This window comes from Sphingomonas sp., from assembly GCF_017744835.1.
In the GTDB taxonomy this organism is placed as follows: domain Bacteria; phylum Pseudomonadota; class Alphaproteobacteria; order Sphingomonadales; family Sphingomonadaceae; genus Sphingomonas.
In genome coordinates this window covers 1,023,485-1,043,933 of record NZ_JAGIAM010000001.1, presented here as the reverse complement: position 1 = coordinate 1,043,933, position 20,449 = coordinate 1,023,485, and the positions used below count along the sequence as shown (strand labels likewise).

General features: G+C 69.3%; 24 protein-coding genes. 11 read left to right on the top strand and 13 right to left on the bottom strand.

The genetic code is table 11. From position 1 onward, the window contains the following. Positions 1 to 19 precede the first annotated feature (19 nt). The 5 genes from J7500_RS05005 to J7500_RS04985 are packed head-to-tail and all read right to left on the bottom strand — an operon-like array spanning position 20 to position 3,970. Positions 20 to 916, bottom strand: coding sequence for a hypothetical protein (locus J7500_RS05005; RefSeq protein ID WP_294060395.1), 897 nt, complete (start codon positions 914 to 916; stop codon positions 20 to 22). Positions 917 to 958: 42 nt separating this feature from the next. Further along, entirely contained in the window at positions 959 to 2,401 is a 1,443-nt protein-coding gene (locus tag J7500_RS05000; protein WP_294060394.1) for an NAD(P)(+) transhydrogenase (Re/Si-specific) subunit beta, read from the bottom strand. A 1-nt stretch (position 2,402) separates the two neighbouring features. Further along, positions 2,403 to 2,684: an NAD(P) transhydrogenase subunit alpha gene (locus tag J7500_RS04995; protein ID WP_294060392.1), complete on the bottom strand. Its 282-nt coding sequence runs from the start codon at positions 2,682 to 2,684 to the stop codon at positions 2,403 to 2,405. Positions 2,685 to 2,709: 25 nt separating this feature from the next. Then, positions 2,710 to 3,831, bottom strand: coding sequence for a Re/Si-specific NAD(P)(+) transhydrogenase subunit alpha (locus J7500_RS04990; protein WP_294060390.1), 1,122 nt, complete (start codon positions 3,829 to 3,831; stop codon positions 2,710 to 2,712). A gap of 1 nt (position 3,832) precedes the next feature. Then, positions 3,833 to 3,970: an aa3-type cytochrome c oxidase subunit IV gene (locus J7500_RS04985; RefSeq protein ID WP_294060389.1), complete on the bottom strand. Its 138-nt coding sequence runs from the start codon at positions 3,968 to 3,970 to the stop codon at positions 3,833 to 3,835. 180 nt (positions 3,971 to 4,150) lie between these two features. Between J7500_RS04985 and J7500_RS04980 the strand changes: the two genes are divergently transcribed. The 3 genes from J7500_RS04980 (at position 4,151) to J7500_RS04970 (ending at position 7,511) form a co-directional block, all read left to right on the top strand. Beyond that, complete coding sequence (locus J7500_RS04980) at positions 4,151 to 5,578, top strand: sigma-54 dependent transcriptional regulator (RefSeq protein WP_294060388.1); 1,428 nt, start codon at positions 4,151 to 4,153, stop codon at positions 5,576 to 5,578. Between the two features lie 68 nt (positions 5,579 to 5,646). Further along, complete coding sequence (locus J7500_RS04975; protein WP_294060387.1) at positions 5,647 to 6,831, top strand: Gfo/Idh/MocA family oxidoreductase; 1,185 nt, start codon at positions 5,647 to 5,649, stop codon at positions 6,829 to 6,831. Then, on the top strand, positions 6,831 to 7,511 hold the full coding sequence (locus J7500_RS04970) for a DNA alkylation repair protein (protein ID WP_294060386.1): 681 nt from the start codon (positions 6,831 to 6,833) through the stop codon (positions 7,509 to 7,511). The genes J7500_RS04975 and J7500_RS04970 overlap by 1 nt, the downstream gene beginning before the upstream one ends. On the opposite strand, the gene J7500_RS04965 is transcribed toward J7500_RS04970, so the two are convergent. The 3 genes from J7500_RS04965 to J7500_RS04955 are packed head-to-tail and all read right to left on the bottom strand — an operon-like array spanning position 7,506 to position 11,243. Beyond that, the gene (locus tag J7500_RS04965) at positions 7,506 to 8,945 is read right to left on the bottom strand and encodes a glycosyltransferase family 39 protein (RefSeq protein WP_294060384.1); all 1,440 of its coding nucleotides are present in this window, start codon (positions 8,943 to 8,945) and stop codon (positions 7,506 to 7,508) included. The two genes, J7500_RS04970 and J7500_RS04965, sit on opposite strands and share 6 nt — an antisense overlap. Before the next feature lie 19 nt (positions 8,946 to 8,964). Beyond that, a complete protein-coding gene (gene folP, locus J7500_RS04960) occupies positions 8,965 to 10,065 on the bottom strand; it encodes a dihydropteroate synthase (RefSeq protein ID WP_294060382.1) in 1,101 nt (366 codons plus the stop codon). A 47-nt stretch (positions 10,066 to 10,112) separates the two neighbouring features. Beyond that, on the bottom strand, positions 10,113 to 11,243 hold the full coding sequence (locus J7500_RS04955; RefSeq protein ID WP_294060381.1) for a site-specific DNA-methyltransferase: 1,131 nt from the start codon (positions 11,241 to 11,243) through the stop codon (positions 10,113 to 10,115). Between the two features lie 289 nt (positions 11,244 to 11,532). On the opposite strand from J7500_RS04955, the gene J7500_RS04950 reads away from it, so the two are divergent. Further along, positions 11,533 to 12,075: a 2'-5' RNA ligase family protein gene (locus J7500_RS04950; RefSeq protein ID WP_294060380.1), complete on the top strand. Its 543-nt coding sequence runs from the start codon at positions 11,533 to 11,535 to the stop codon at positions 12,073 to 12,075. Between the two features lie 10 nt (positions 12,076 to 12,085). Here the strand turns inward: J7500_RS04950 and J7500_RS04945 are convergent, their stop codons facing one another. From J7500_RS04945 to J7500_RS04935, 3 genes are all read right to left on the bottom strand, one after another. Next, positions 12,086 to 12,499, bottom strand: a complete 414-nt coding sequence (locus J7500_RS04945; RefSeq protein ID WP_294060379.1) for a GFA family protein — start codon at positions 12,497 to 12,499, stop codon at positions 12,086 to 12,088. A 307-nt stretch (positions 12,500 to 12,806) separates the two neighbouring features. Continuing rightward, the gene (locus J7500_RS04940) at positions 12,807 to 13,184 is read right to left on the bottom strand and encodes a PaaI family thioesterase (protein WP_294060378.1); all 378 of its coding nucleotides are present in this window, start codon (positions 13,182 to 13,184) and stop codon (positions 12,807 to 12,809) included. Continuing rightward, a complete protein-coding gene (locus tag J7500_RS04935) occupies positions 13,181 to 13,621 on the bottom strand; it encodes a PaaI family thioesterase (RefSeq protein WP_294060377.1) in 441 nt (146 codons plus the stop codon). The genes J7500_RS04940 and J7500_RS04935 overlap by 4 nt, the downstream gene beginning before the upstream one ends. Before the next feature lie 123 nt (positions 13,622 to 13,744). On the opposite strand from J7500_RS04935, the gene J7500_RS04930 reads away from it, so the two are divergent. The 5 genes from J7500_RS04930 to J7500_RS04910 are packed head-to-tail and all read left to right on the top strand — an operon-like array spanning position 13,745 to position 17,229. After that, positions 13,745 to 13,903, top strand: coding sequence for a hypothetical protein (locus J7500_RS04930; protein ID WP_294060376.1), 159 nt, complete (start codon positions 13,745 to 13,747; stop codon positions 13,901 to 13,903). A 7-nt stretch (positions 13,904 to 13,910) separates the two neighbouring features. Continuing rightward, complete coding sequence (locus tag J7500_RS04925; RefSeq protein WP_294060375.1) at positions 13,911 to 14,840, top strand: hypothetical protein; 930 nt, start codon at positions 13,911 to 13,913, stop codon at positions 14,838 to 14,840. Continuing rightward, positions 14,828 to 15,733 carry a transposase gene (locus J7500_RS04920; protein WP_294060374.1) on the top strand — a complete coding sequence of 302 codons (906 nt, stop codon included), beginning with the start codon at positions 14,828 to 14,830 and terminating at the stop codon, positions 15,731 to 15,733. Before J7500_RS04925 ends, J7500_RS04920 begins: the two co-directional genes overlap by 13 nt. Positions 15,734 to 15,783: 50 nt before the next feature. Beyond that, positions 15,784 to 16,413, top strand: a complete 630-nt coding sequence (locus tag J7500_RS04915; protein ID WP_294060373.1) for a response regulator transcription factor — start codon at positions 15,784 to 15,786, stop codon at positions 16,411 to 16,413. A gap of 36 nt (positions 16,414 to 16,449) precedes the next feature. Next, a complete protein-coding gene (locus tag J7500_RS04910; protein WP_294060372.1) occupies positions 16,450 to 17,229 on the top strand; it encodes a crotonase/enoyl-CoA hydratase family protein in 780 nt (259 codons plus the stop codon). An 8-nt stretch (positions 17,230 to 17,237) separates the two neighbouring features. On the opposite strand, the gene rnk is transcribed toward J7500_RS04910, so the two are convergent. Both rnk and hisN read right to left on the bottom strand, forming a co-directional pair. Then, positions 17,238 to 17,648: a nucleoside diphosphate kinase regulator gene (gene rnk / locus J7500_RS04905; protein ID WP_294060371.1), complete on the bottom strand. Its 411-nt coding sequence runs from the start codon at positions 17,646 to 17,648 to the stop codon at positions 17,238 to 17,240. A gap of 229 nt (positions 17,649 to 17,877) precedes the next feature. Further along, positions 17,878 to 18,660, bottom strand: a complete 783-nt coding sequence (gene hisN / locus J7500_RS04900) for a histidinol-phosphatase (protein ID WP_294060370.1) — start codon at positions 18,658 to 18,660, stop codon at positions 17,878 to 17,880. Here hisN and J7500_RS04895 point away from each other — a divergent pair. Both J7500_RS04895 and J7500_RS04890 read left to right on the top strand, forming a co-directional pair. After that, a complete protein-coding gene (locus tag J7500_RS04895; protein ID WP_294060369.1) occupies positions 18,659 to 19,786 on the top strand; it encodes a phospholipase A in 1,128 nt (375 codons plus the stop codon). The genes hisN and J7500_RS04895 overlap by 2 nt on opposite strands. A gap of 52 nt (positions 19,787 to 19,838) precedes the next feature. Beyond that, the gene (locus J7500_RS04890) at positions 19,839 to 20,384 is read left to right on the top strand and encodes a peroxiredoxin (protein ID WP_294060368.1); all 546 of its coding nucleotides are present in this window, start codon (positions 19,839 to 19,841) and stop codon (positions 20,382 to 20,384) included. Positions 20,385 to 20,449 lie beyond the last annotated feature (65 nt).

Sequence of the window (20,449 nt, the reverse complement as noted above, 5' to 3'; positions counted from 1 at the left end):
CCGTTCCGGAGGGTTCGCTTCAATCGTCCGGGGAATATTCCCCTTCTTCAAGCATCTGCGCCCCGTTTTTCGAATCGAGCAGCCCCAGGGTCGCGGTCGCGAGCGCACCCGACCAGAGCGCGAGCAGCAGCGCGTTGATCGCCGCGCTCGCCACCAGCGCGACCAGCACGGTCGACTTGAGGCTGGCCAGGTCGCGATAATCGAGCGGCGTCGTCGCGCTCCACGACTGCCACCCGCCGCTCGCCGCCGCCTGCACGTGCATCCCCGCCACCGGCAGCATCACCGCGAAGATCAGCGCGAACGAGATCAGCGCGAGCAGCACATAGGCGCCGAGCAGCGACCAGAAATGGCCACGAGTCAGCTCCCAGCTGTCGTCGATGCTGATCCGTCGCCGCACCAGCACCAGCGGATAGACGAGCGAGAGGCGCACCAGCACGAACACCACCCCGGCGAACACCGCCAGCGCGAGCAACCCGGCGAGCAGCTGCGCGACCGCGGCATTGCCGAAGGTCAGGAAGCCGAAAAGCGCCACCAGGAACGCGAAGCCCAGCGTGCCGATCACGCCTGCGATCAGCGCCAGGACATAGAGCAGCAGCGTGAGCCCGATCATCCGCGCTTCGTCCGCGCCCAGCCGCAGATAGGCGAATCCGCCCGCGCCGGGGTCAAGCACCGCCCGCAGCGCCGCCGCCGAGAGGATGGTGGAGATGACGAAGGAGAGCAGCCCCAGCGCCAGCCGCAGCGCGTGCCGGCCCAGGTCGAGGCCGCTCGGCTCGGTGGCCATCAGCCCCGTGCGGAACTGCAGCCAACCGATCGCCGCGCCGCTCGCCGCGGCGATCACGCCCCAGACCACCACGGAGCCCGGATGCCGCCGGATCAGCCCGAAGCCGCCCCCGATGATCGCACCGATATCCGCCATTGGCCCCTCCTCCTGTCTGCGTCCGGAGGGGCTTTGCGGCCCCTAGTCGAGCGCCTTGACGATCTCCTCGACCATCTTCTTGGCGTCGGCGAGCAGCATCATCGTGTTGTCGCGGTAGAAGAGCTCGTTGTCCACGCCGGCATAGCCCACGCCGCCCATAGATCGCTTGATGAACAGCACCGTCTTGGCCTTCTCGACGTCGAGCACCGGCATGCCGTAGATCGGCGAGCTCTTGTCGGTCTTGGCCGCGGGGTTGGTCACGTCGTTGGCGCCGATCACGAAGGCGACGTCGGTCTGCGCGAACTCGCTGTTGATGTCCTCGAGCTCGAACACTTCGTCATAGGGTACGTTCGCCTCGGCGAGCAGCACGTTCATGTGCCCGGGCATGCGTCCCGCGACCGGATGGATCGCATATTTCACGCGCACGCCGTGCTCCTTGAGCTTGTCGGCCATCTCGCGGAGCACGTGCTGCGCCTGCGCCACTGCCATGCCGTATCCGGGAACGATGATGACCTGCTCGGCCTGTTGCATCAGGAAAGCCGCGTCCTCGGCCGAACCGCGTTTCCACGGCCGGTCGATCGCCGCGCCGCCTGCCGCAGCGCTGCCGCTGTCGCCGCCGAAGCCGCCTGCGATCACGCTCAGGAAGCTGCGGTTCATCGCGCGGCACATGATGTAGCTCAGGATCGCGCCCGAGCTGCCGACCAGCGCGCCGGTGATGATCATCGCGGTATTGTGGAGCGTGAAGCCCATCGCGGCCGCGGCCCAGCCCGAATAGCTGTTGAGCATCGACACCACGACCGGCATGTCCGCGCCGCCGATCGGCACGATCAGCAGGAAGCCTATCGCGAAGCTCAGCCCGGCGATCGTCCAGAAGATCCACGGTGCTTGGTCCTGGGTGAAATAGGCGATCAGCCCCAATATGCCCGCGAGCACGCCCAGGTTGATCACATGGCGTCCGGGCAACAGGATCGGCTTGCCGCTCATGTTGCCGTTGAGCTTCAGGAACGCGATCACCGATCCCGAGAAGGTGATCGCGCCGATCGCGACGCCCAGCCCCATCTCGACGCGGCTGACCTGCCGGATCGCGACGAACGGGTCGCCGATCATCGGCACCACCAGGTCGCCGATGCCGAACGCCAGCGGATTGAGGAATGCCGCCGCCGCGACCAGCACCGCCGCCATGCCGACCAGGCTGTGGAAGGCAGCGACCAGCTGCGGCATCGCGGTCATCGCGATGCGGCGTGCGGTCACCCAGCCGACTGCGCCGCCGAGCAGGATCGCCGCGGCGAGCTCGATCGGGCTGGCGATCTTGTGCGTGATCAGCGTGGTGACCACGGCAATGGCCATGCCGATCATGCCGAGGCGATTGCCCCGCCGACTCGTCGACGGCGACGAAAGCCCGCGCAACGCAAGGATGAAGCAGACGCCCGCCACCAGATAGGCGAACGCGACCCAGGGGTTCACGGGAACGGCCTCGTGCCCCACGTCAGCGCTCCTTCTTCTTGTACATGGCGAGCATGCGCTCGGTCACGGCGAACCCGCCGAAGATGTTCACGCTGGCGAGCGCGACCGCCACCAGCCCCAGCCATTTCGCGATCTCGGCCCCCGCGGCCATCGAAGCGATAAGCGCACCGACGATGATCACCGAGGAAATGGCGTTGGTCACTGCCATCAACGGCGTGTGCAGCGCCGGCGTGACCGACCAGACGACATAATAGCCAACGAAGCACGCCAGCACGAAGATCGAGAGGATCGAAATGAAATCCATGGTCGTGGCGCCCCCTTTTGCGCCGTCAGCCGAGCAGCCTCTCGTTCACCACCTTGCCGCCTTGCGTCAGGCGGATCGCATTGCCGATCTCGTCGTCAAGCACGGGCTTTCCGGCTTCCTTGTCCCAGAAGGCCGAGAGGAAGTTGAACAGGTTGCGCGCGAACAGCGCCGATGCGTCGGCGGCGAGGCGGCTCGGCACGTTGCGGTGGCCGACGATCTTTACCCCGTGGCGCGTCACTACTTCGCCCGCGACCGCGCCCTCGACATTGCCGCCCTGCTCGACGGCCAGGTCGACGATCACGCTTCCGGGCTTCATGCTCGCAACCTGCGCGTCGCTGATCAGTCGCGGCGCAGGGCGCCCCGGGATCAGGGCGGTGGTGATCACGATATCCTGCTTGGCGATATGCGACGAGACGAGCTCGGCCTGCGCGGCCTTGTACTCGTCGCTCATCTCGGTTGCGTAGCCGCCGGTACCCTCGCCTTCGATGCCCTGCACATTCTCGACGAAGATCGGCTTGGCGCCGAGCGACAGGATCTGCTCCTTGGTCGCGGCGCGCACGTCGGTGGCCGAGACCTGCGCGCCGAGTCGCCGTGCGGTCGCGATCGCCTGGAGCCCGGCAACGCCCACGCCCATTACGAACACCTTGGCGGCGCTCACCGTCCCCGCCGCGGTCATCATCATCGGAAAGGCGCGGTCATATTCGGCCGCCGCGTCGAGCACCGCCTTGTACCCGGCAAGGTTCGACTGCGAGGACAGGATGTCCATCGATTGCGCGCGGGTGATTCGCGGCATGAACTCCATCGCCAGCGCCTCGGCGCCGAGCGCGGCATAGCGGCCGACTCGCGCGCGCTCGCCGAAGGGATTGAGGCTCGCCGCGATCCACGCGCCCTGCTTCAGCCCGGGCAGCGAATCGGGATCGGGGCCCTGCACGCCGAGCACGATATCGGCGTCCGCCAGCACCTCGGCGCGGCTGCCCAGCGTCGCGCCGGCCTGCGCATAATCGGCATCGGCGAAGGATGCGGCCTCGCCCGCCCCGGCCTCGACCGCCACGGTGGCGCCGAGCGCGACGAACTTCTTGACCGTCTCCGGAGTCGCCGAAACCCGCCGCTCGCCCGCGGCGGTTTCCTTGAGCGCCGCGATCTTCACCTCAGCTGGCGATCGTGAAGACGACGAAGGCGCCCAGCAGGAAGGCGACGACCGTGCCCCACAGCATCATCTTGGTGAAGCCGTTGTAGGTCGCCTGGTGCGCGGTGAGTCCGTTGGTGGTGTTGCCGGTGTCGGCCATGCCTTCTGATCCCCTGTACGCCATTCATACGCAGCGTCGGCGGACCTTAACGGCGGTGGCACCGCCCCTCAAGCCCGGGGCCAAAACTTCGCCTTTTTGCAGCCTTAAGCCCCCCTTTACCGATACCCTCTTATCAAAAGCGCTCAAATTTGGGACATAGGGGACGGGGGATTCGTTCGAATGACGCGCAACGGCCAGCGCCTCTTGATGTTGATCGACGATGAGCCGGCTCAACGCCGACTCGTCGCGGCAATCACTGCCCGCCGCGGATGGCGGACGATCTTCGCGGGGGACCCGGAGACGGCGATCGCCACGCTCGGCACGCCCGACGGCATGGCGCTCGACGCGATCATCCTCGATCACCCCTCCACGGACAATGATGCCACGGCGCTAATCGCCGAGCTGCGCGGGCGTCGCCCCCAGCTGCCGATCCTCGTGCTCACCGCCAACGGATCGGTCGCCGCCGCAGTCAATGCGATGCGCGCCGGCGCCACCGATTTCCTGGTCAAGCCGATCGCGTCCGAGCGACTCGCCGCCGCGCTCGAGGCGGCGGTCGGCGGCAAGACCGCAGGCGAGCTGCGCCCGCTCACCGAAAAGCTCTCCGCCCCGCTCGGCTTCGACGAGATCGTCGGCTCGGCTCCGCAGTTCCGCGCCGCGCTGGCGATCGCGGCCAAGGCCGCGCGCGCCCGCGTGCCGGTGCTGATCGAAGGCGAGAGCGGCGTCGGCAAGGAAGTCGTGGCCGAGGCGATCCACGCCGCGTCCCCCCGCAGCCGCAAGCCGATGCTCAGCATCAATTGCGGCGCGATCCCAGCCAATCTCGTCGAGTCGGAGCTGTTCGGGCACGAGAAGGGCGCCTTCACCGGCGCCTTCGAACGCAAGATCGGCCGCTTCCAGGATGCCGACGGCGGCACGCTCTTCCTCGACGAAGTCGGCGAGATGCCGCTCGACGCGCAGGTCAAGCTGCTGCGCGTGCTCCAGTCTGGCGAGATCCAGCCGATCGGCGCGCGGCACGTCCGCGAAGTCGACGTGCGCGTGATCGCGGCGACCAACAAGACGCTGCTCGCCGAAGTCGAGGCCGGCCGCTTCCGCGAGGATCTCTATTACCGCCTCAACGTCGTCCAGGTGACGATCCCGCCGCTTCGCGAGCGCGCCGGCGACATCCCGGCGCTCGCCCGCCACCTGCTCGGGCGGATCGCCCAGCAGCCAGGGCTTCGCGAGCTGGGCATCACCGACGACGCGCTCGCGCTGCTCGGCAGCTACGATTGGCCCGGCAACGTCCGCCAGCTCCAGAACGCGCTGTTCCGCGCCGCTGTGCTCTGCGACGGCGACGGGCTCACGCGCGCCGACTTCCCGCAGATCGCGCAGCTCGCCTCGGGCCGCACCGGCGGTGAGGGCCCCGCGCCGCAGGGCTTCGCGCATGCCGGCATCACGCTCTTCCGTCCCGACGGGAACCTGCGCGCGCTCGACGAGATCGAGGCCGACGTGATCCGCCTCGCCATCGGCCATTATCGCGGGCGCATGACCGAAGTCGCCCGCCGGCTCGGCATCGGCCGCTCGACGCTCTACCGCAAGCTCGGCGAGCTGGGGATCGACCAGAGCGCGGCCTGACGCCGCGTTCGACCTCTACACCCGCTCGGTGATAGCTTCCCGGCGATTCGCTCATCGGGAGAAGAGTCATGCCCGGGATTTCGCGTCGCAATCTGATCGAGATGGGCCTTGCCGGCGCCGTCGCCGCGCCCACGCTCGCCTGCGCCGAAGCGCCCGCGGTTCCGCCGCTGCCGGACGAGCAGAAGCTAGGCTATGCGATCGTCGGACTCGGCAAGCTCTCGCTCGGGCAGCTCATCCCGGGGCTCCGGAAGACCCGCGGTGCCCGCCTCGCCGCGGTGGTCAGCGGCAGCCCCGACAAGGCCAAGCGCGTCGCTGCCGAGAACGGCCTGTCCGCCGACGCCATCTACGATTACCGCGGCTTCGACCGGCTGAAGGACGATCCGCGCGTCGACATCGTCTACGTCGTGCTGCCCAATTCGATGCACGCCGAATACACGATCCGCGCCTTCAAGGCCGGCAAGCATGTGCTGTGCGAGAAGCCGCTCGCGACCACCATCGCCGATGCTGAGGCGATGATTGCCGAGGGCAAGCGCGCCGGGCGGCTGCTGATGACGGCGTACCGCTGCCACTACGAGCCGCACAATCTCGAGGCGATGCGCCGCATCCGCTCGGGAAAATACGGCAAGCCGCGACTCGTGCTCACCGACATGAGTCGTCAGACCGATCTCGCCGATCCCTCGGACGTCTGGCGGCTCGACAGGAAGATGTCGGGCGGCGGCGCGCTCGCGGACATGGGCGTCTATGGCATCAACGGCACGCGCTACCTGCTTGGCGAGGAGCCCGTGGAGGTCCGCGGCTGGGCGCAGACCGATCGCAGCGATCCGCGCTTCCGCGAAGTCGAGGACTTGATCGCGTGGCAGCTCCGCTTCCCCTCCGGCGCGGTATCCAACGGGTCGACCAGCTTCGCCGCCTCGGGCGGCATGCGCTGGGATGTCGTGTGCGAAAAGGGCCGGCTGCGCGGCGATCCCGGGGGCTATTATGGCGGCAACCGGCTCGACATCTTCAACCACCCCGATCAGGGCGCGATCGAGCTACCCGACATCGACCAGTTCGCGCGCGAGATGGACTGGTTCGCCGCCGCCGTGCGCGGCCGCGCGCCGCTGGTAAGCCCGGGCGAGGAAGGGCTGCAGGACGTGCGGCTCATGGCGGCGATCCTCGAATCGGTCGCCAGGGGCGGCGCCACGGTGAAGACCGACTGGGGTTACAAACGCGCCTTTGATCCCGCCGCCGCAGTGTCCGTGCTCCCGGCCTGATGGACCGCATCGCTCAGGCGATCGACGAGCTGGAGCGGCTCGCCCGCCCCGGCGTCGCCGAGGGCATGGCGCGCTACGGCATCGCGACCGCGGACCGAGTGGTCGGCGTCCGCATCGGCGACATCCGCGCTCTGGCGAAGCGCATGGGACGCGACCAGCCGCTCGCCGAAGCGCTATGGGGCGCCGGCATCTACGAAGCGCGCCTCCTCGCATGCTTCGTCGCCGATCCGAAGGCGATGACGCCCGAGTTGATGGACCGCTGGACCGGGGATTTCGACAATTGGGCGACCTGCGACACCGCCTGCTTCCATCTGTTCGACAAGACTCCATACGCACTCGCCAAGGTGCGCGAGTGGGCGCAGCGCGAGGAGGAGTTCGTTCGGCGTGCAGGCTATGTGCTGCTCGCCAGCCTCGCGATCCATGCGAAGAAGCTTGGCGATCGCGAGCTCGCGGCATTCCTCCCTCTCATCGACGAGGCCGCCGATGATGCGCGCAATTTCGTCAAGAAGGGCGTGAGCTGGGCCCTGCGCGCGCTCGGCCATCGGCGCGGTCTTCATGAAGAGGCGGTGGCGCTGGCCGAAATCCTGGCGGCATCCCGGGAGCCCACTCGCCGCTGGATCGGCAAGGACGCGCTGCGCGATCTCCGCCGGTCGCTCGTGGCCAGAAAGCTCGGCCTATGAGGGCTGGCGCAGCAGCGCGACCGTGGGCGGTCGGCCGCGCGGGTCCGGAAAGACCTGCTCGGTGTATCGGCGGTAGAGCGCCACAGCGGGATCGTGCACGCTCCGCTTGAGAATGAGTAGCCGCCCGCGCCGCGCCAGCAGCGTCTGGGCGCCCGCGCGATCGACATGCGGCGCGCGCGACAGCCCCTGCGCCCAGCGGTCGAAGCCGTCGCCGGGCAGGTCCAGGACCACCAGCCGCAGCCCGGTCCCGGGCAGATAGCGTTCCGCCGCCACGCCCATCGCGTCGCTCTCGACCAGCAGCACGCCGCCGGGATCGATTCGCGCCGCTTCGGCCAGCGCCTGCGGCCAGGCTTCCGATTCGCGCTCTGGCAGCCAGTGGAGCAGCGCCGCCGTCTCAACCGCCAGCAACAGGCCAAGCAGCGCCAGTCCGACGCGCCGTACCTTGATCCCGGCGAGCGCCACCGCGAGCAGCACGATCATCGGCCCCGCTGCCCAGAACAAAGTCCGCTCGAGCAACATCGGCACCCATTGGCTCACCAGCCAGAGCAGCGGCGGCGCGCCCGCCGCCAGGGTCGCGAGCAGCCCCATCGCCGGCCGGCGGTCGCGCAGGCCCAGCCAGGCGATCCCGCCGATCCACACGAGCGCGAGCAGCGGCGCGACGAGCAGATTCTCCCCGACAGTATAGAGCGGCAGATAGACGGTCGCGGTGGTCAGCAGCCCGCGGCCCAGGCTCGGCCGATCGATCCAGGCGAAGCCGCCGCCGCCGGTACGGATCTGCTCCAGGCTGATCCACGCCCACCAGCTCCACAGCAGCGCCACCGCCAGGTTCGTCGCCAGCCACCAGGCCAGCGCGCGCCGGTCGCGCCGGAGCAGCCAGAGCATCGCCAAATTCGCCAGCACGACGAACAACGCCATCGTCGTATGTGCATAGAGCGTCACCGTCGCCGCCGCGGCATAGCCGAGCAGCGGCCCCAGGCGCGGGCGCTCGAGATAGGCAGTCATCGCCACGCAGCCGAACAGCGCCGCCGCCTGGGTCAGCATCGCCGCACGGGCTTCCTGCGAATAGTCGAGATGCGCCGCCGACACCGCGAGCAGCGCCGCGGCGAACAGCCCCGCGCGCACCCCGCCGATCCGCCGCGCCAGCCACCAGGCGGCAACGATTCCCACCAGCCCGGTCGCGACCGACAGCAGCCGCACCGCCACGTCGCTCGCGCCGAACAACCGGATCCAGCCGCCGAGCATCGTGTAATAGAGCGGCGGGTTGCTCTCGCGCACCATCCAGGCGCTCCACAGCCGGCCAACCGGCTGGTGCGCGAAGGCGACCGAGGCGATCTCGTCGAACCACAGCGAATAGTCGCAGGTAGCGATGCGCAGCGCCGCCGCGAGCAGCAGGATCGGGACCAGCAACAGGTCGGCGCGGCGCAGCCTCGGCACTTTGTCCCCCGCGCCCCGGCTAGAAGACGGGAGGCGACGCCGCCAGCGCCGCGTCGCGCATGCCGCGCCACACACGCAGCGCCTGCACGGTCTCGAACACGTCGTGGACGCGGATCAGCTGCGCGCCTGCCTCGGCGCCCTTCAGCGCCAACGCGATCGACCCGCCGAGCCGTGCATCGCTCGGCGCCTCGCTCGCCAGCGCACCGATCATCCGCTTCCGGCTCGCGCCGAGCAGCAGCGGGCAGCCGAGCCCGTGGAACAGCGCAAGGCCGTTGAGCAGCGCCAGATTGTCCTGCAGCGACTTGCCGAAGCCGATCCCCGGATCGACCAGTATCCTGGCTCGGTCGACGCCCGCCGCCGCCACGTCGTCGACACGGCGTTCGAGCCAGTCATAGACGTCGAGCAGCACGTCGCCATAACGGCCCTCCCCGTGCCCGCCCTTGGCGGGATCGGGCGAGTGCATCAGCACCACCGGGCAGCCCGCGCGCACCACCACTTCGAGCGCGCGGTCGTCATAGAGCAAAGCTGCGACATCGTTGACCAGATGCGCGCCCGCCGCGAGCGCCGCTTCCATCACCGCCGCCTTGCGCGTGTCGATCGAGACCGCAGTGCCGCCGCGCGCGAGCCGCTCGATCACCGGCACGGTGCGCGCGATCTCGTCGCCTTCCCACACCGGCTCCGCGCCCGGCCGCGTCGATTCGCCGCCCACGTCGATCAGGCTCGCGCCGGCTGCCGCCATCGCGACGCCCGCGCCGGCCGCGCCATCCGGATCGCCGGCGTGGCGGCCGCCATCCGAGAAGCTGTCGGGCGTAACGTTAAGGATGCCCATCACCAGCGGCTGGTCGAGCCTGAGCACACGCTCGCCGAGCGTCAGCGGCGCGCGCGGTGCGCTGATCCGCGCCGCCAGCGCCTGCAGCCGCTCGTCGTCGGGCAGCTCGGCCACCGGGATGGTCCGCTGCAGCACGCGGCGCCCGCCTTCGGCCGCAATCAGCTCCCAGGCCGAAAACCAGCCGAGCCCCCCGGCGAGCCGCGCCACTTCGCCGTCACGCCCCACCGGCGTGTCGACGAACTGGACGGGGCGCAGATAGAGCCGGGCGGAAGCGGGAAGGTCCAAGGCCATGCGCCTCCCTTATCAAGCCCCTCCCCTTCAGGGCAGGGGTTCGGCGATCAGGGCTGCGTCGCCAGCAGGTAGGTCTGGCGTAGCGCGTCGATCGGCTTGAGCCCGCCCTCCGCCTCGTAGTGCCAGAAGGTCCAGCCGTTGCACGACGGCGCACCCTGCAGCGTCGCGCCCACCTTGTGGATCGATCCCGCGACTGCATCGCACTTGAGCGAGCCGTCGGCGCCCACCACTGCGCGCCAGCGGCGCTTGGTGTCGGTCAGCACTGCGCCCGGCGCCAGATAGCCGTTCTCGACCAGCTGGCCGAAGGCGACGCGCGGCGCGGCCTTGGGCGCCTGCATCGTGGTCAGCGCGGATTCGTCGAGCGGCAGCGCCGCCGCGATCCGCTCCTTCGCCGCCGAGACGTAATTGCCCTCGCGCTCGATGCCGATCCAGTGCCGGCCAAGCCGCTTGGCGACCGCGCCGGTGGTGCCGGTGCCGAAGAAGGGATCGAGCACGACGTCGCCCTTCTTGGTCGAGGCCAGCAGGATGCGATAGAGCAACGCCTCGGGCTTCTGGGTCGGGTGGACCTTCACGCCATCCTTCTTGAGCCGCTCGGGGCCGCCGCAGATCGGGAATTCCCAGTCCGAGCGCATCTGCAGCTCGTCGTTGAGCGTCTTCATCGAGCGATAATTGAAGGTGTAGCGCGCCTTCTCGCCTTTCGACGCCCAGATCAGCGTCTCGTGCGCGTTGGTGAAGCGTGTGCCCTTGAAGTTGGGCATCGGGTTGGCCTTGCGCCACACGATGTCGTTGAGGATCCAGAAGCCCAGGTCCTGCACCGCGGTGCCGACGCGGAAGATATTGTGGTAGCTGCCGATCACCCAGAGCGTGCCGTCGTCCTTCAGGATGCGGCGCGCCTCGGCCAGCCAGGCCTTGGTGAATGCGTCATAGGCGGCGAACGAATCGAACTTGTCCCATTCGTCGGTGACGGCGTCGACATGGCTGCCGTCGGGGCGCGCCAGGTCGCCGCCGAGCTGCAGATTATAGGGCGGATCGGCGAAGATGCAGTCGATCGACTTGTCGGGCAGCGACTTCATCGCCTCGATGCAGTCGCGCATCAGGATGGAGTCGAGCGGCAGCTGCACCGGCGCCGTTTTCGCGGCCGGGCGCACCCCCGTCTTTACCTTCTCCAGCACTCCCATACGCGTAAGCTCCCCTTGTCGAGCCGCGGTAATCGTCGGGCCCGGACTCCGCCGTCAAGCGAACATTGGTTAACGCAAACGGCTGCCAAATGGTTAACAAGGCGGAACATTCCGGGACCCGCCCAGATGTTGAGTCCGGAAGTTATCCACAGGCTCTAGCACTGGTGGTGTGGCCCGAAAGACTCACTTTCGCGCCGATCCGATCGCACCCGCCGCCGGACCAATCGGATTCGACTCCGCCATTCGATCGGAACATAATAAGAACATTGATCCGATTCGGAGTTCTCCCATGCACGCCTGCCATCGCTATTTCTTCGCCCTCAAGCCACCCGTCACCGAGGCGCGGCGCATCGGTCTGGTCCGCGACCGGCTGCTGCCCGAGGGCGCCGTTCCGGTGTCCAACGACCGGCTCCATCTGACGCTCGCGATCACCAACGACTATGCCGCCGAGCCGCGCGACGTGGCCGAGCGGATGCTGGCGATCGGCGACGCGCTCGACGGCGACCGATTCGGAATTGCGCTCGATCGCGCCTCGGGCGGCGCCGGCTCGGTCGCGCTCCGCCCCAGCCAGCGGGCCGCGGCGCTGACGTTGCTCCAGCACCGCCTCGACGCCCAGCTTCGCTATTGGGGGCTGCGGCGCGAGGGCTGGGAGTTCAACCCGCACGTGACGCTCGGCTACCGCAAGGGCCCGGTCTTCCTCGAGCCGCTCGCGCCGATCGCCTGGGAAGCGCGCGAGCTGGTGCTGGTCCACAGCCTGGTCGGCCGCACCCGGCACATCGAGCTGGGCCGCTGGCCGCTGGTGCGCAAGCAGCTCGAGCTGTTCTCGGGGTGATTTGGCGGGCCTATCGCCCTGCACGCTCTCGCGTACGCGGGCCCGGCCATTCGTCGCGCGGATCGTCGCAGACCAGCGTCATTCCGATGCCCTCGGTCGCACGCACGGGCAGCGACGCCACGTCGAACCCGTCGAGGCAGAAGATGTTGACGCCGAAGTGATCGGGCGCGGCGCGCTTGCGGTGGAACACATAGATGCCGCAGCGGCGACAGAAATGATGCTTCGCGCGCATGCTGTTCCACTCGTAGGTGGCGAGCCATTCCTCGCCCTCCTCCACCCGCAAGGCCGCCTCGGGCACCTTCGCCATCAATGCGTTGCGCTTCACGCACAGCGAGCAGTCGCAGCTCGTAAGCTCGACCGGATCGTACGCCACGGTGAAGCGAACCGCCCCGCAGTGGCACGAACCTTCATGCACGCCTTCCATTGCACGCCCCTTCGGATGGAAGTCACACGATAGAGGAGGCGGGGAGATCGGGGCAACGGCGCTTAGGGTTGGACAGGTCTCGTGATCCTCCCGGTCATCGTCCAGGCAACGCTGTATGGCGCCGAACTCGCGATCGATGCCTCCCTGGTCGCGCCTCGCCCCTTGCAAAATAGGATTTCCCTTGAAACAAACCGGGAACGTTCTTTCTCATCCTCAATATAATCGCCCCTCGCGCGCACCTGCCCGCGCACACGCCCGCGTTAGGTGTCCACTTTGTCAACTTCCGCTGTCGCGGCGCCCCGAGCGACTAGCGCGCGATCAGATAGTTCAGATGCGCCCGCGCGATCGGGCGGTCGGGATCGTCCTGCCAGGCGATGGCGTCGACATTGGCGACGCGCTTGCCCAGCCGCGTGACGGTACCGCGCGCCCGCGTCTCCTTGTCGCGCCCGCCGCGCATGTAATCGACGGTCAGGTTGATCGGCTTGACCCGCCCGCCGCCCTCGGTCTCGAGCGCCTGCTTGAGCGCGGCGACTGCGGCCATCTCGAGCAGCCCGCCGATCGCGCCGCCGTGGAGGAAGCCGGGGCGGCCGATCACGTCGGGGCCGAAGGGCATCACGAGCGTTGGCGCGGGATCGCCGGGCTCGAGACTCAGACCCAGCAGCTCGGCATAGGGCGGGATGGTCACCAATAGCCCTCCGTCGCCATGAAGGTGCCCGCGACATTGGCGACCGGATCGGCGGGGTCGCCGTCGTGTGCCTGGCCGCGGACGAAGGCGATCGAGCGCGTGATGCGATAGCATTCGCCGCGGCCGATCACTGTCTGGCCGGGCCGTGCCGGGCGCAGATAGTCGATCCGAAGGTCGAGCGTCGCATGCGCGCGGAATGCGCCGAGCTTGAGCCACACGCCCACCGCCGTCGCCATGTCCATCAGCGTCAGGATCGGGCCCGATGCGAGCACGCCCGACGCCGGATCGCCGATCATGTCGGGGTTATAGGGCAGCGCCAGCTCGGCCCAGTCGTCGCCATGGGCATGGTGCACGATCCCCAGCCGGCCGCCGTGGCCGCCGAAGCGCGTGGTGAACAGCAGCTGGGGGTCGAAGCCGCGGGCGGGCGTCTCGGTCATGGCGCGGGCCTAGCGCGACGGGGACGGGCGCGCAAATGCGCAGGCCTGCGGGATTACAGAAATGTAAAGTGAGCGCCGCGCGTCGCCGCGATAGCCTGTTCCGCAGCAGGAGAAGGGGGACTTATGGACCTGATGCAGATCGCGGCGAGCGAGATTGCCGAGCTCGACATGCCGGTGGCGGTGCACGGAGCCTTCACAGACCTGGAGGCGAGCAGCGTCGACGGGCTGTTCGAAATGATCGTCGGAGTCGTCGAGCTGATCTACGAGATGGCGCCGATCTGAGGCGGCGATGCCCGGCTTTCCCGAGGCTTTGCGTCCCGCGCTGCTCGCCTCACGCGGGCGGTCGCGAGACGTGAGCCGGCGCTGGGCGGCGGGGGCCGAAGTGCGGGCGCTGCGCACCGCCTTCGCCGATTGCCCGCTCGACGGTCCCGGCCCTGCCGCCGACCGCGCCGAGCAGCTGCTGGCGAATGGCGACTGGGCGGCGGCGCTGCTCGATCCGCTGCTCGCGGCGCTCGACAAGGACCCGCTGTTCGAGCCGCCGCTGCGCGCGCGCCGGGACGGGCTGCGCACCGGGCTGGTGCTCCACGATTGCGCGGCGGTGTCGCTGGTCGCGAGCGTCAGCCATGCCGCGGCGCTCGCCAGGGCGCCGGAGCCACGCACGATCGCGCTCCCGGGCCGCATGACGGTCACGCGCGTGCTCCGGAGCGGCGGGGCGCATTGGCGCCGCTGGCATGTCGAGGAGGAAGACCGCTGTATCGCGCTGCCGCCGCTGCCTCTCGCTGAGGGCGCGGTGTACCGCAGCGACGGTCGGAACGAGGCGCGCCTGCTCTCGGGTGCGCGGAGCGATGTCGCGGTGCTGACTGCCACGATCCGCGCCGGCGCCGCGCCGCTGCTGCGCGAGTTCGACCTGGCGACCCGGCGACTGTGCCGCATCGCCGACGGCGACGACCGCAGCTCGCGCGCCGGGATGCTGCTCGCCTTGCTCCGTGCCTCGGGCCGCACCGACGCGGGGCCCTGCTTCGAAGCCGCCACGTGCGACGCGGCGCACCAGCTCCGCTGGGCCGCGATGCGCGAATGGCTGATGCTCGATGCAGGGGCGGCGCTGCCGCGGCTCGCTCAGATGGCCGAGCAGGACCCGCATGCTCAGGTGCGGGCCGCGGCGCGCCGGACGCTCGAAACGCTCGCCGCACGACAGGAACCCGAACCTTGCCCCGCCTGATCGATCCCGGCGAAGGCGCGCCGATCGCATTGGCCGAGCTGCTCGATGCGCTCGCCGCCGCCAGCGATTGCGACGTGCGCGACGAGGAGGCTTTCGCAGCGCTCGGCCCGTTGCTCGCGCGGCTCGGGCACAACCGCGACTTCCTTGCCGACCTCGCGATGGACGAGCTCAAATCGCGCTGCGCCGGCCAGCGCGGCGGCAACGGCTATGGCGCGCAGGTCTTCCTGCTCCACCCGCCCGACGGCCGCTTTCTCGTCCGCGCCAATTTCTGGCCTGCGCGCGCCGATCCGCTGGTTCGGGCGAGCGGCGCGGCGGCCTTCTTCTATGACCTGCCACACGACCATAATTTCCCCTTTCTCACCTTTGGCTATCTGGGGCCGGGCTATTGGAGCGACTATTTCGAATATGACGCCGATGCGCTCGCCGGCTTGCCCGGCGAGAATGCGCGCCTCCGCTTCGTCGAGCGCGCGCGGCTCGAACCCGGCCGGCTGATGCTCTACCGCATGCGCCGCGACATCCATGTCCAGCTGCCGCCCGACGCCTTCTCGGTTTCGCTCAACATCCTCGGCGCCGATCCCGCCCAGCCCTGGCTCGACCAATATCGCTTCGACATCAGCCGCGGCGTGATCGCTGAAGGGTTGACCTGCACCGCCGCCGAGGCGCTGCTCACCGTCGCCGCGCATATCGGCAATGGCCGCGACCTCGCCGCCGCCTTCGCGCGCGGCCATCCGTGCGAGCGGATGCGCACCACCGCGCTCGACGCGCTCCTCGCCGTCGAGCCCCACACCGCGCAGCCGCTACTCCGCCTCGCCGCGGATGCGCCCAGCACCTATCTCGCCGGCTACGCCCGCGCGCGTTTCGCCGCAATCGAGGCAGGGTTTTCGCCTCCATAACGGAGCGACTCGCAACCAAATCGGAGTTTTCGCGGTCTAGCTTCTCCGCCGTGACCGCGATCGTCGCCTGCGCCCTCCACATCCCGCAGCTCCGGCAGGCGGCGACGCCCCGCGGCTTCACGCTGCTGCCGGTGCCCCGCGCACGGCTGGCGGAGAGCGGCGCGCAGCTCGCAGTCGTCGGCGCCGAAGCCGAGAATCCCGCGCGCTGCGTCACCGAGCTGCGCGGCCAGGGCTGGCTCGGCCCGCTGCTGCTCGTGCTCGCACCCGGGTCGCGTGCCGGCGTTGCCCAGGCGCTCGACGCGGGCGCCGACGATGCCGTGGCGATGCCGGCCAGCGCCGCCGAGATCGCCGCCCGCATCGCCGCCCGGCTGCGCCACCGCCCCGCGCCGATCCGCCTCGGCGGCCTCAGCATCGATTCGGTCGAGCGCCGCGTCGCGCACCAGGGCAAGCCGCTCCGCCTGCTCCCACGCGAATATGCGCTGCTCCACCATCTCGCGCGCCGCTCGCCCGACTGCGCCAGCCGCACCGAGCTGCTCGAGGCGGTATGGGGGCTGCGCTTCGATCCGGGCACGAACGTGGTCGAGGTCCATGTCTCGCGGCTGCGCGCCCAGCTCGCCCATGCCGGGGCAGCAGCGATGCTGCGAACCGAAAAGGGCCGAGGCTATCGACTGGCGCCCTGACCGGGCTATCCTTGCGCGAGCAGCATGGAGAGCGACATGGCCGAGCAGCGCGTGGCAATCGAATTCGCGGATGGCGTTGCCCAGGTCCGCCTCGCCCGGCCCGACAAACTCAATGCGCTCGACCCCGCGATGTTCGCCGCGCTGATCGACACGATCGGGCAGCTCGAGACGATGCCGGGTCTTCGCGCGGTCGTTCTGTCGGGGGAGGGCCGGGGCTTCTGCGCCGGGCTCGACATGGCGAGCATGGCGGCGGGCGGATCGGGCATCGACCTGGCGACGCGCACCCATGGCCCCGCCAATGATTTCCAGCAGGTTGCCTGGGGCTGGCGCACGCTGCCGGTACCGGTGATCGCCGCGGTGCACGGTGTCGCCTTCGGCGGCGGGCTCCAGATCGCGAGCGGCGCGGACCTGCGTATTGCCGCGCCGGGCACGCGCCTGTCGGTGATGGAAATGAAATGGGGCATCGTCCCCGACATGGCCGGCTTCGCATTGTGGCGCGGCAGCGTACGCGGCGATGCGCTCCGCGAGCTCGTCTACACCGCGCGCGAGTTCGACGCCGAGGAAGCGCTGGCGCTGGGCTTCGTCACCCGCATCGCCGAGGATCCGCAGGCCGAGGCGCTGGCCCTCGCTCGCGCGATCGCCGCCCGTAACCCGCACGCGATCCGCGCCGCCAAGCGCCTTGCCAATCTGGAGACCGACGCCACGACGATCCTCGCCGCCGAAAGCGCGGAACAGGCGGCGCTGCTCCGTTCGCCCAACCAGATCGAGGCAGTGATGGCGAACCTGCAGAAGCGCGCGCCCGCCTTCACCGACTAGCGACAGCGTCAGGCCGCGCTGCGCGCCACCCGAACGATGACCAGGCGCCGCTCCTGCCCGTCACGGCCGGGCCAGAGGATCGACTGGCCCGCGCGCAGCCCGATCAGTCCCGCGCCGACCTGCGTCAGGATCGAGATCCGGCCTGCCGAGATGTCTGCGTCCTGCGGATAGACCAGCTCGACGCTGTGTTCCCTCCCGCTGCCCTCGTCGACGAACTCGACGCGCGAGCCCATGGTGACGACCTCGGGCGGGATCGTCTCGGCGCTGTGCAGCGTGGCCCGCTCGATCTCGTCGAGCAGCAGCGCGCTCACTTGGGGCGCGCGCTCCTCGGCGCCGAGCGCCAGGTCCGCCAGCTTCTCGGCTTCGGTATCGATCATGTCGATCGGTGGCCGCGGCGTCGCGGCTTGGTTCGGCGTCATCCTATGCTCCTCAAACAATCAATCGCTCCCTCGCGCGGGAGCCGTGGATCGATCCTGCCCCGAGCTCTTCGGGACATGCCTGGGAGAGCCCGGGGCTAGATGCCCGCGAGGAGTTGGCCTGCGTGGAACCGGCTTCGCAGATGGCGATGGCGAAACTGCATAGTGAAATGATGTCGCTCGGGGGCAGGCCTGTCAACGCAGGCCCGGGTGCGCGCGCCCGATGACTGGTTCAGTGCCCCCGGCAGGCCATCGCCTCGAGGATTTCCTCGACGCGCGCCGGATCGCCCGCGGCGATGACTTCGCCGTTGCTCCCGGCGTGGAGCGGATCGCCCTGCCAGTCGCACATGCGCCCGCCCGCGCCCTCGACCACAGGCACCAGCGCGGCGAAATCGTGGAGCTTGAGCCCGGCCTCGACGACCACGTCGAGCCAACCGCTCGCGACGCACGCATAATTGTAGCAATCGCCGCCCAGCACCGTGCTCGCCACCTGCGCGTCGAGATGCTCGAAGGCGTGGAGCTGGGCGTCGTCGAACAGCGCCGGCGAGGTGGTGCCGATCACCGCCTGGCTCAGCTCGCGGCAGCGCCGCGTCTCGGTGGGCTTGCCGTTGAACAGCGTCTGCCGCCCCGTCACGCCAAGCCAGCGCTCACCGAGGATCGGCTGGTCGATGATGCCGAGCAGCGGCCAGCCGTCCTCGACGAGGGCGATCAGCGTGCCGAAGATCGGACGGCCGGCGATAAAGGCACGCGTGCCGTCGATCGGGTCGAGCACCCAGATACGCCCGCTTGTGCCCTCGCGCGTGCCGAATTCCTCTCCGACGATCCCATCCATCGGCCGCTCTGCGATGAGCAACCGGCGCATTGCCTCTTCGGCCGCGCGGTCGGCGAGCGTGACGGGAGAGTGATCGGCCTTCGCCTCCATCCCGTGCTCGGCGCGGAAATAGGGGCGGATCGCGGCCCCCGCGGCGTCGGCGAGTCGCTCCGCAAGCGCGATATCGGTCTCGGAAACGGCCATGCGCCTGGCACTAGCGATCCGATTAGGACTCGCCAAGGCCGCAATCCGCTGCCACTTCGGGGCGCAGATGCGCGCCCCGTTCCTGACCCTGGCCTTCGTCATCGCCACGCCCGCCGACGCGCAGGTGCGCGCGGTGCCCGAGCAGCCGGCTTCCGAGAAGGAGGCGCTGCGCGGCGTCGAGGTGTTCCTCGTCAACGAAGGCGAGGCTCCGGTCGCCGATGCCGGCCCGCGCCAGATCGAAGTCACTGCGGCCGACGGCACGCGGCTGCTGCTCGAGCGCACCCCGGGTCCCACGCGCACGATCGCGCCGGGCGGCTTCGCCAAGGCGCGCTACGTGCCGGTCGGCGTCGCGCAAGTGGCGGTGCCTCCGTCGGAGGAGCACCCGGCGGCGAAGATCCCCGCCGAAGAGGCTGTCGTCCAGAGCTCGACCGGCGCGTCCTCGGCCTTCATCGACCGGTTCGAGCCGCACGAGCCGATCTATGGCGTGTTCGGCGCGGGCGAGGCGGGCGCCAAGCTTCAGATGAGCTTCGCCTTCCGCCCCTTTGCCGAAGACGCGCCGCTCAAGCTCGGCAATCTGCGCTTCGCCTATACGCAGACGATGTTCTGGGCGATCGACCGCCCGTCGGGGCCGTTCCGCGCGACGACCTACAGCCCCGAAGTCTATGCCGACATTCCGTTTGACGAGAACACCAGGGTCGCGCTTGGCTGGCGACACGATTCCAATGGCCGCGACGGGCTCGATTCGATCGACGTCAACCGTATCTTCGCGCGCGCCGAGAAGAGCTTCGATCTGGGCGGCGATTGGCGGCTAGATCTCGCGCCACAGGCCTGGTTCTATGTCGGCCGCACCAGCACCGCGCCCGATGTGAAGGACTATTTCGGCTATACGGGTCTGACCGCCGCGATCCAGCAGAAGGACGGGATCAAGCTCTCGATCACCGGCCGCGGCAATTTCGAGACGCGCCGCGGCGCGGCCGAGTTGTTCGTCTCCTATCCGCTCGCCCCGATCGGCGGGGGCATGGGCTTCTATGTCTTCGGCCAGGCTTTCACCGGGCACGGCGAAGCGCTCGACGACTATCGTCTCGATACGACCCGCGCACGAATCGGCATCGCGCTGACCCGCTAGCGCAGCGGCCTTCGCGGGCGTAGGATGGTTCGTCTCATAGGGGAGAATGACGATGCGCGCCCGCCTGCTCCTTGCCGCCCTGGCCCTTTCGCTCGGAATGCCCGCCACGGCAGCGCTCGCGCCCGGCGCCCAGGCCCCCGACTTCACGGCGAACGGCGCGATGGCCGGCAAGCCCTTCAGCGTGCATCTCAGGGACGCACTCAAGAAGGGGCCCGTGGTCCTCTATTTCTTCCCCGCCGCCTTCACTCAGGGATGCAACATCGAAGCCGCTGCCTTCGCCGCAGCGCTCCCCGACTTCCAGAAGGCCGGGGCGACGGTGATCGGCATGACCGCCGGCAACGTCGACCAGCTCCAGCGCTTCTCGAGCGAGCATTGCGCCGGCAAGTTCGCGGTGGCCGCGGCGAGCCCCGACGTGATCAAAGGCTATGACGTGCTGCTCAAGAAGCCCGACGGCACCGCCACCAACATCACGAGCCGCACCAGCTTCGTGATCGCGCCCAACGGCCGCGTGCTCTTCGCGCATACCGACATGAGCCCCGGCGACCATATCCGCATGACGCTCGACGCCGTGCGCAAATATCGCGCCCGCAAGGGCTGATCACCGAAATTCGCCAACCCCCGCCGTTTAATCACCCAATGTTAGCAGTTCCCCGCTAGGCCAGC

Bases quoted from the DNA above. Each gene is read 5' to 3' on its own strand.
- rnk (WP_294060371.1), bottom strand. From the start codon at position 17,648: ATGACGCCGAACCAAGCCGCGACGCCGCGGCCACCGATCGACATGATC.
- hisN (WP_294060370.1), bottom strand. From the start codon at position 18,660: ATGGCCGTTTCCGAGACCGATATCGCGCTTGCGGAGCGACTCGCCGAC.
- J7500_RS04945 (WP_294060379.1), bottom strand. From the start codon at position 12,499: ATGGAAGGCGTGCATGAAGGTTCGTGCCACTGCGGGGCGGTTCGCTTC.
- J7500_RS04895 (WP_294060369.1), top strand. From the start codon at position 18,659: ATGCGCCTGGCACTAGCGATCCGATTAGGACTCGCCAAGGCCGCAATC.
- J7500_RS04955 (WP_294060381.1), bottom strand. From the start codon at position 11,243: ATGGGAGTGCTGGAGAAGGTAAAGACGGGGGTGCGCCCGGCCGCGAAA.
- J7500_RS04925 (WP_294060375.1), top strand. From the start codon at position 13,911: ATGCCCGGCTTTCCCGAGGCTTTGCGTCCCGCGCTGCTCGCCTCACGC.
- J7500_RS04950 (WP_294060380.1), top strand. From the start codon at position 11,533: ATGCACGCCTGCCATCGCTATTTCTTCGCCCTCAAGCCACCCGTCACC.
- J7500_RS04975 (WP_294060387.1), top strand. From the start codon at position 5,647: ATGCCCGGGATTTCGCGTCGCAATCTGATCGAGATGGGCCTTGCCGGC.
- J7500_RS04985 (WP_294060389.1), bottom strand. From the start codon at position 3,970: ATGGCCGACACCGGCAACACCACCAACGGACTCACCGCGCACCAGGCG.
- folP (WP_294060382.1), bottom strand. From the start codon at position 10,065: ATGGCCTTGGACCTTCCCGCTTCCGCCCGGCTCTATCTGCGCCCCGTC.
- J7500_RS04935 (WP_294060377.1), bottom strand. From the start codon at position 13,621: ATGACCGAGACGCCCGCCCGCGGCTTCGACCCCCAGCTGCTGTTCACC.
- J7500_RS04970 (WP_294060386.1), top strand. From the start codon at position 6,831: ATGGACCGCATCGCTCAGGCGATCGACGAGCTGGAGCGGCTCGCCCGC.
- J7500_RS04930 (WP_294060376.1), top strand. From the start codon at position 13,745: ATGGACCTGATGCAGATCGCGGCGAGCGAGATTGCCGAGCTCGACATG.
- J7500_RS05005 (WP_294060395.1), bottom strand. From the start codon at position 916: ATGGCGGATATCGGTGCGATCATCGGGGGCGGCTTCGGGCTGATCCGG.
- J7500_RS04890 (WP_294060368.1), top strand. From the start codon at position 19,839: ATGCGCGCCCGCCTGCTCCTTGCCGCCCTGGCCCTTTCGCTCGGAATG.
- J7500_RS04980 (WP_294060388.1), top strand. From the start codon at position 4,151: ATGACGCGCAACGGCCAGCGCCTCTTGATGTTGATCGACGATGAGCCG.
- J7500_RS04995 (WP_294060392.1), bottom strand. From the start codon at position 2,684: ATGGATTTCATTTCGATCCTCTCGATCTTCGTGCTGGCGTGCTTCGTT.
- J7500_RS04910 (WP_294060372.1), top strand. From the start codon at position 16,450: ATGGCCGAGCAGCGCGTGGCAATCGAATTCGCGGATGGCGTTGCCCAG.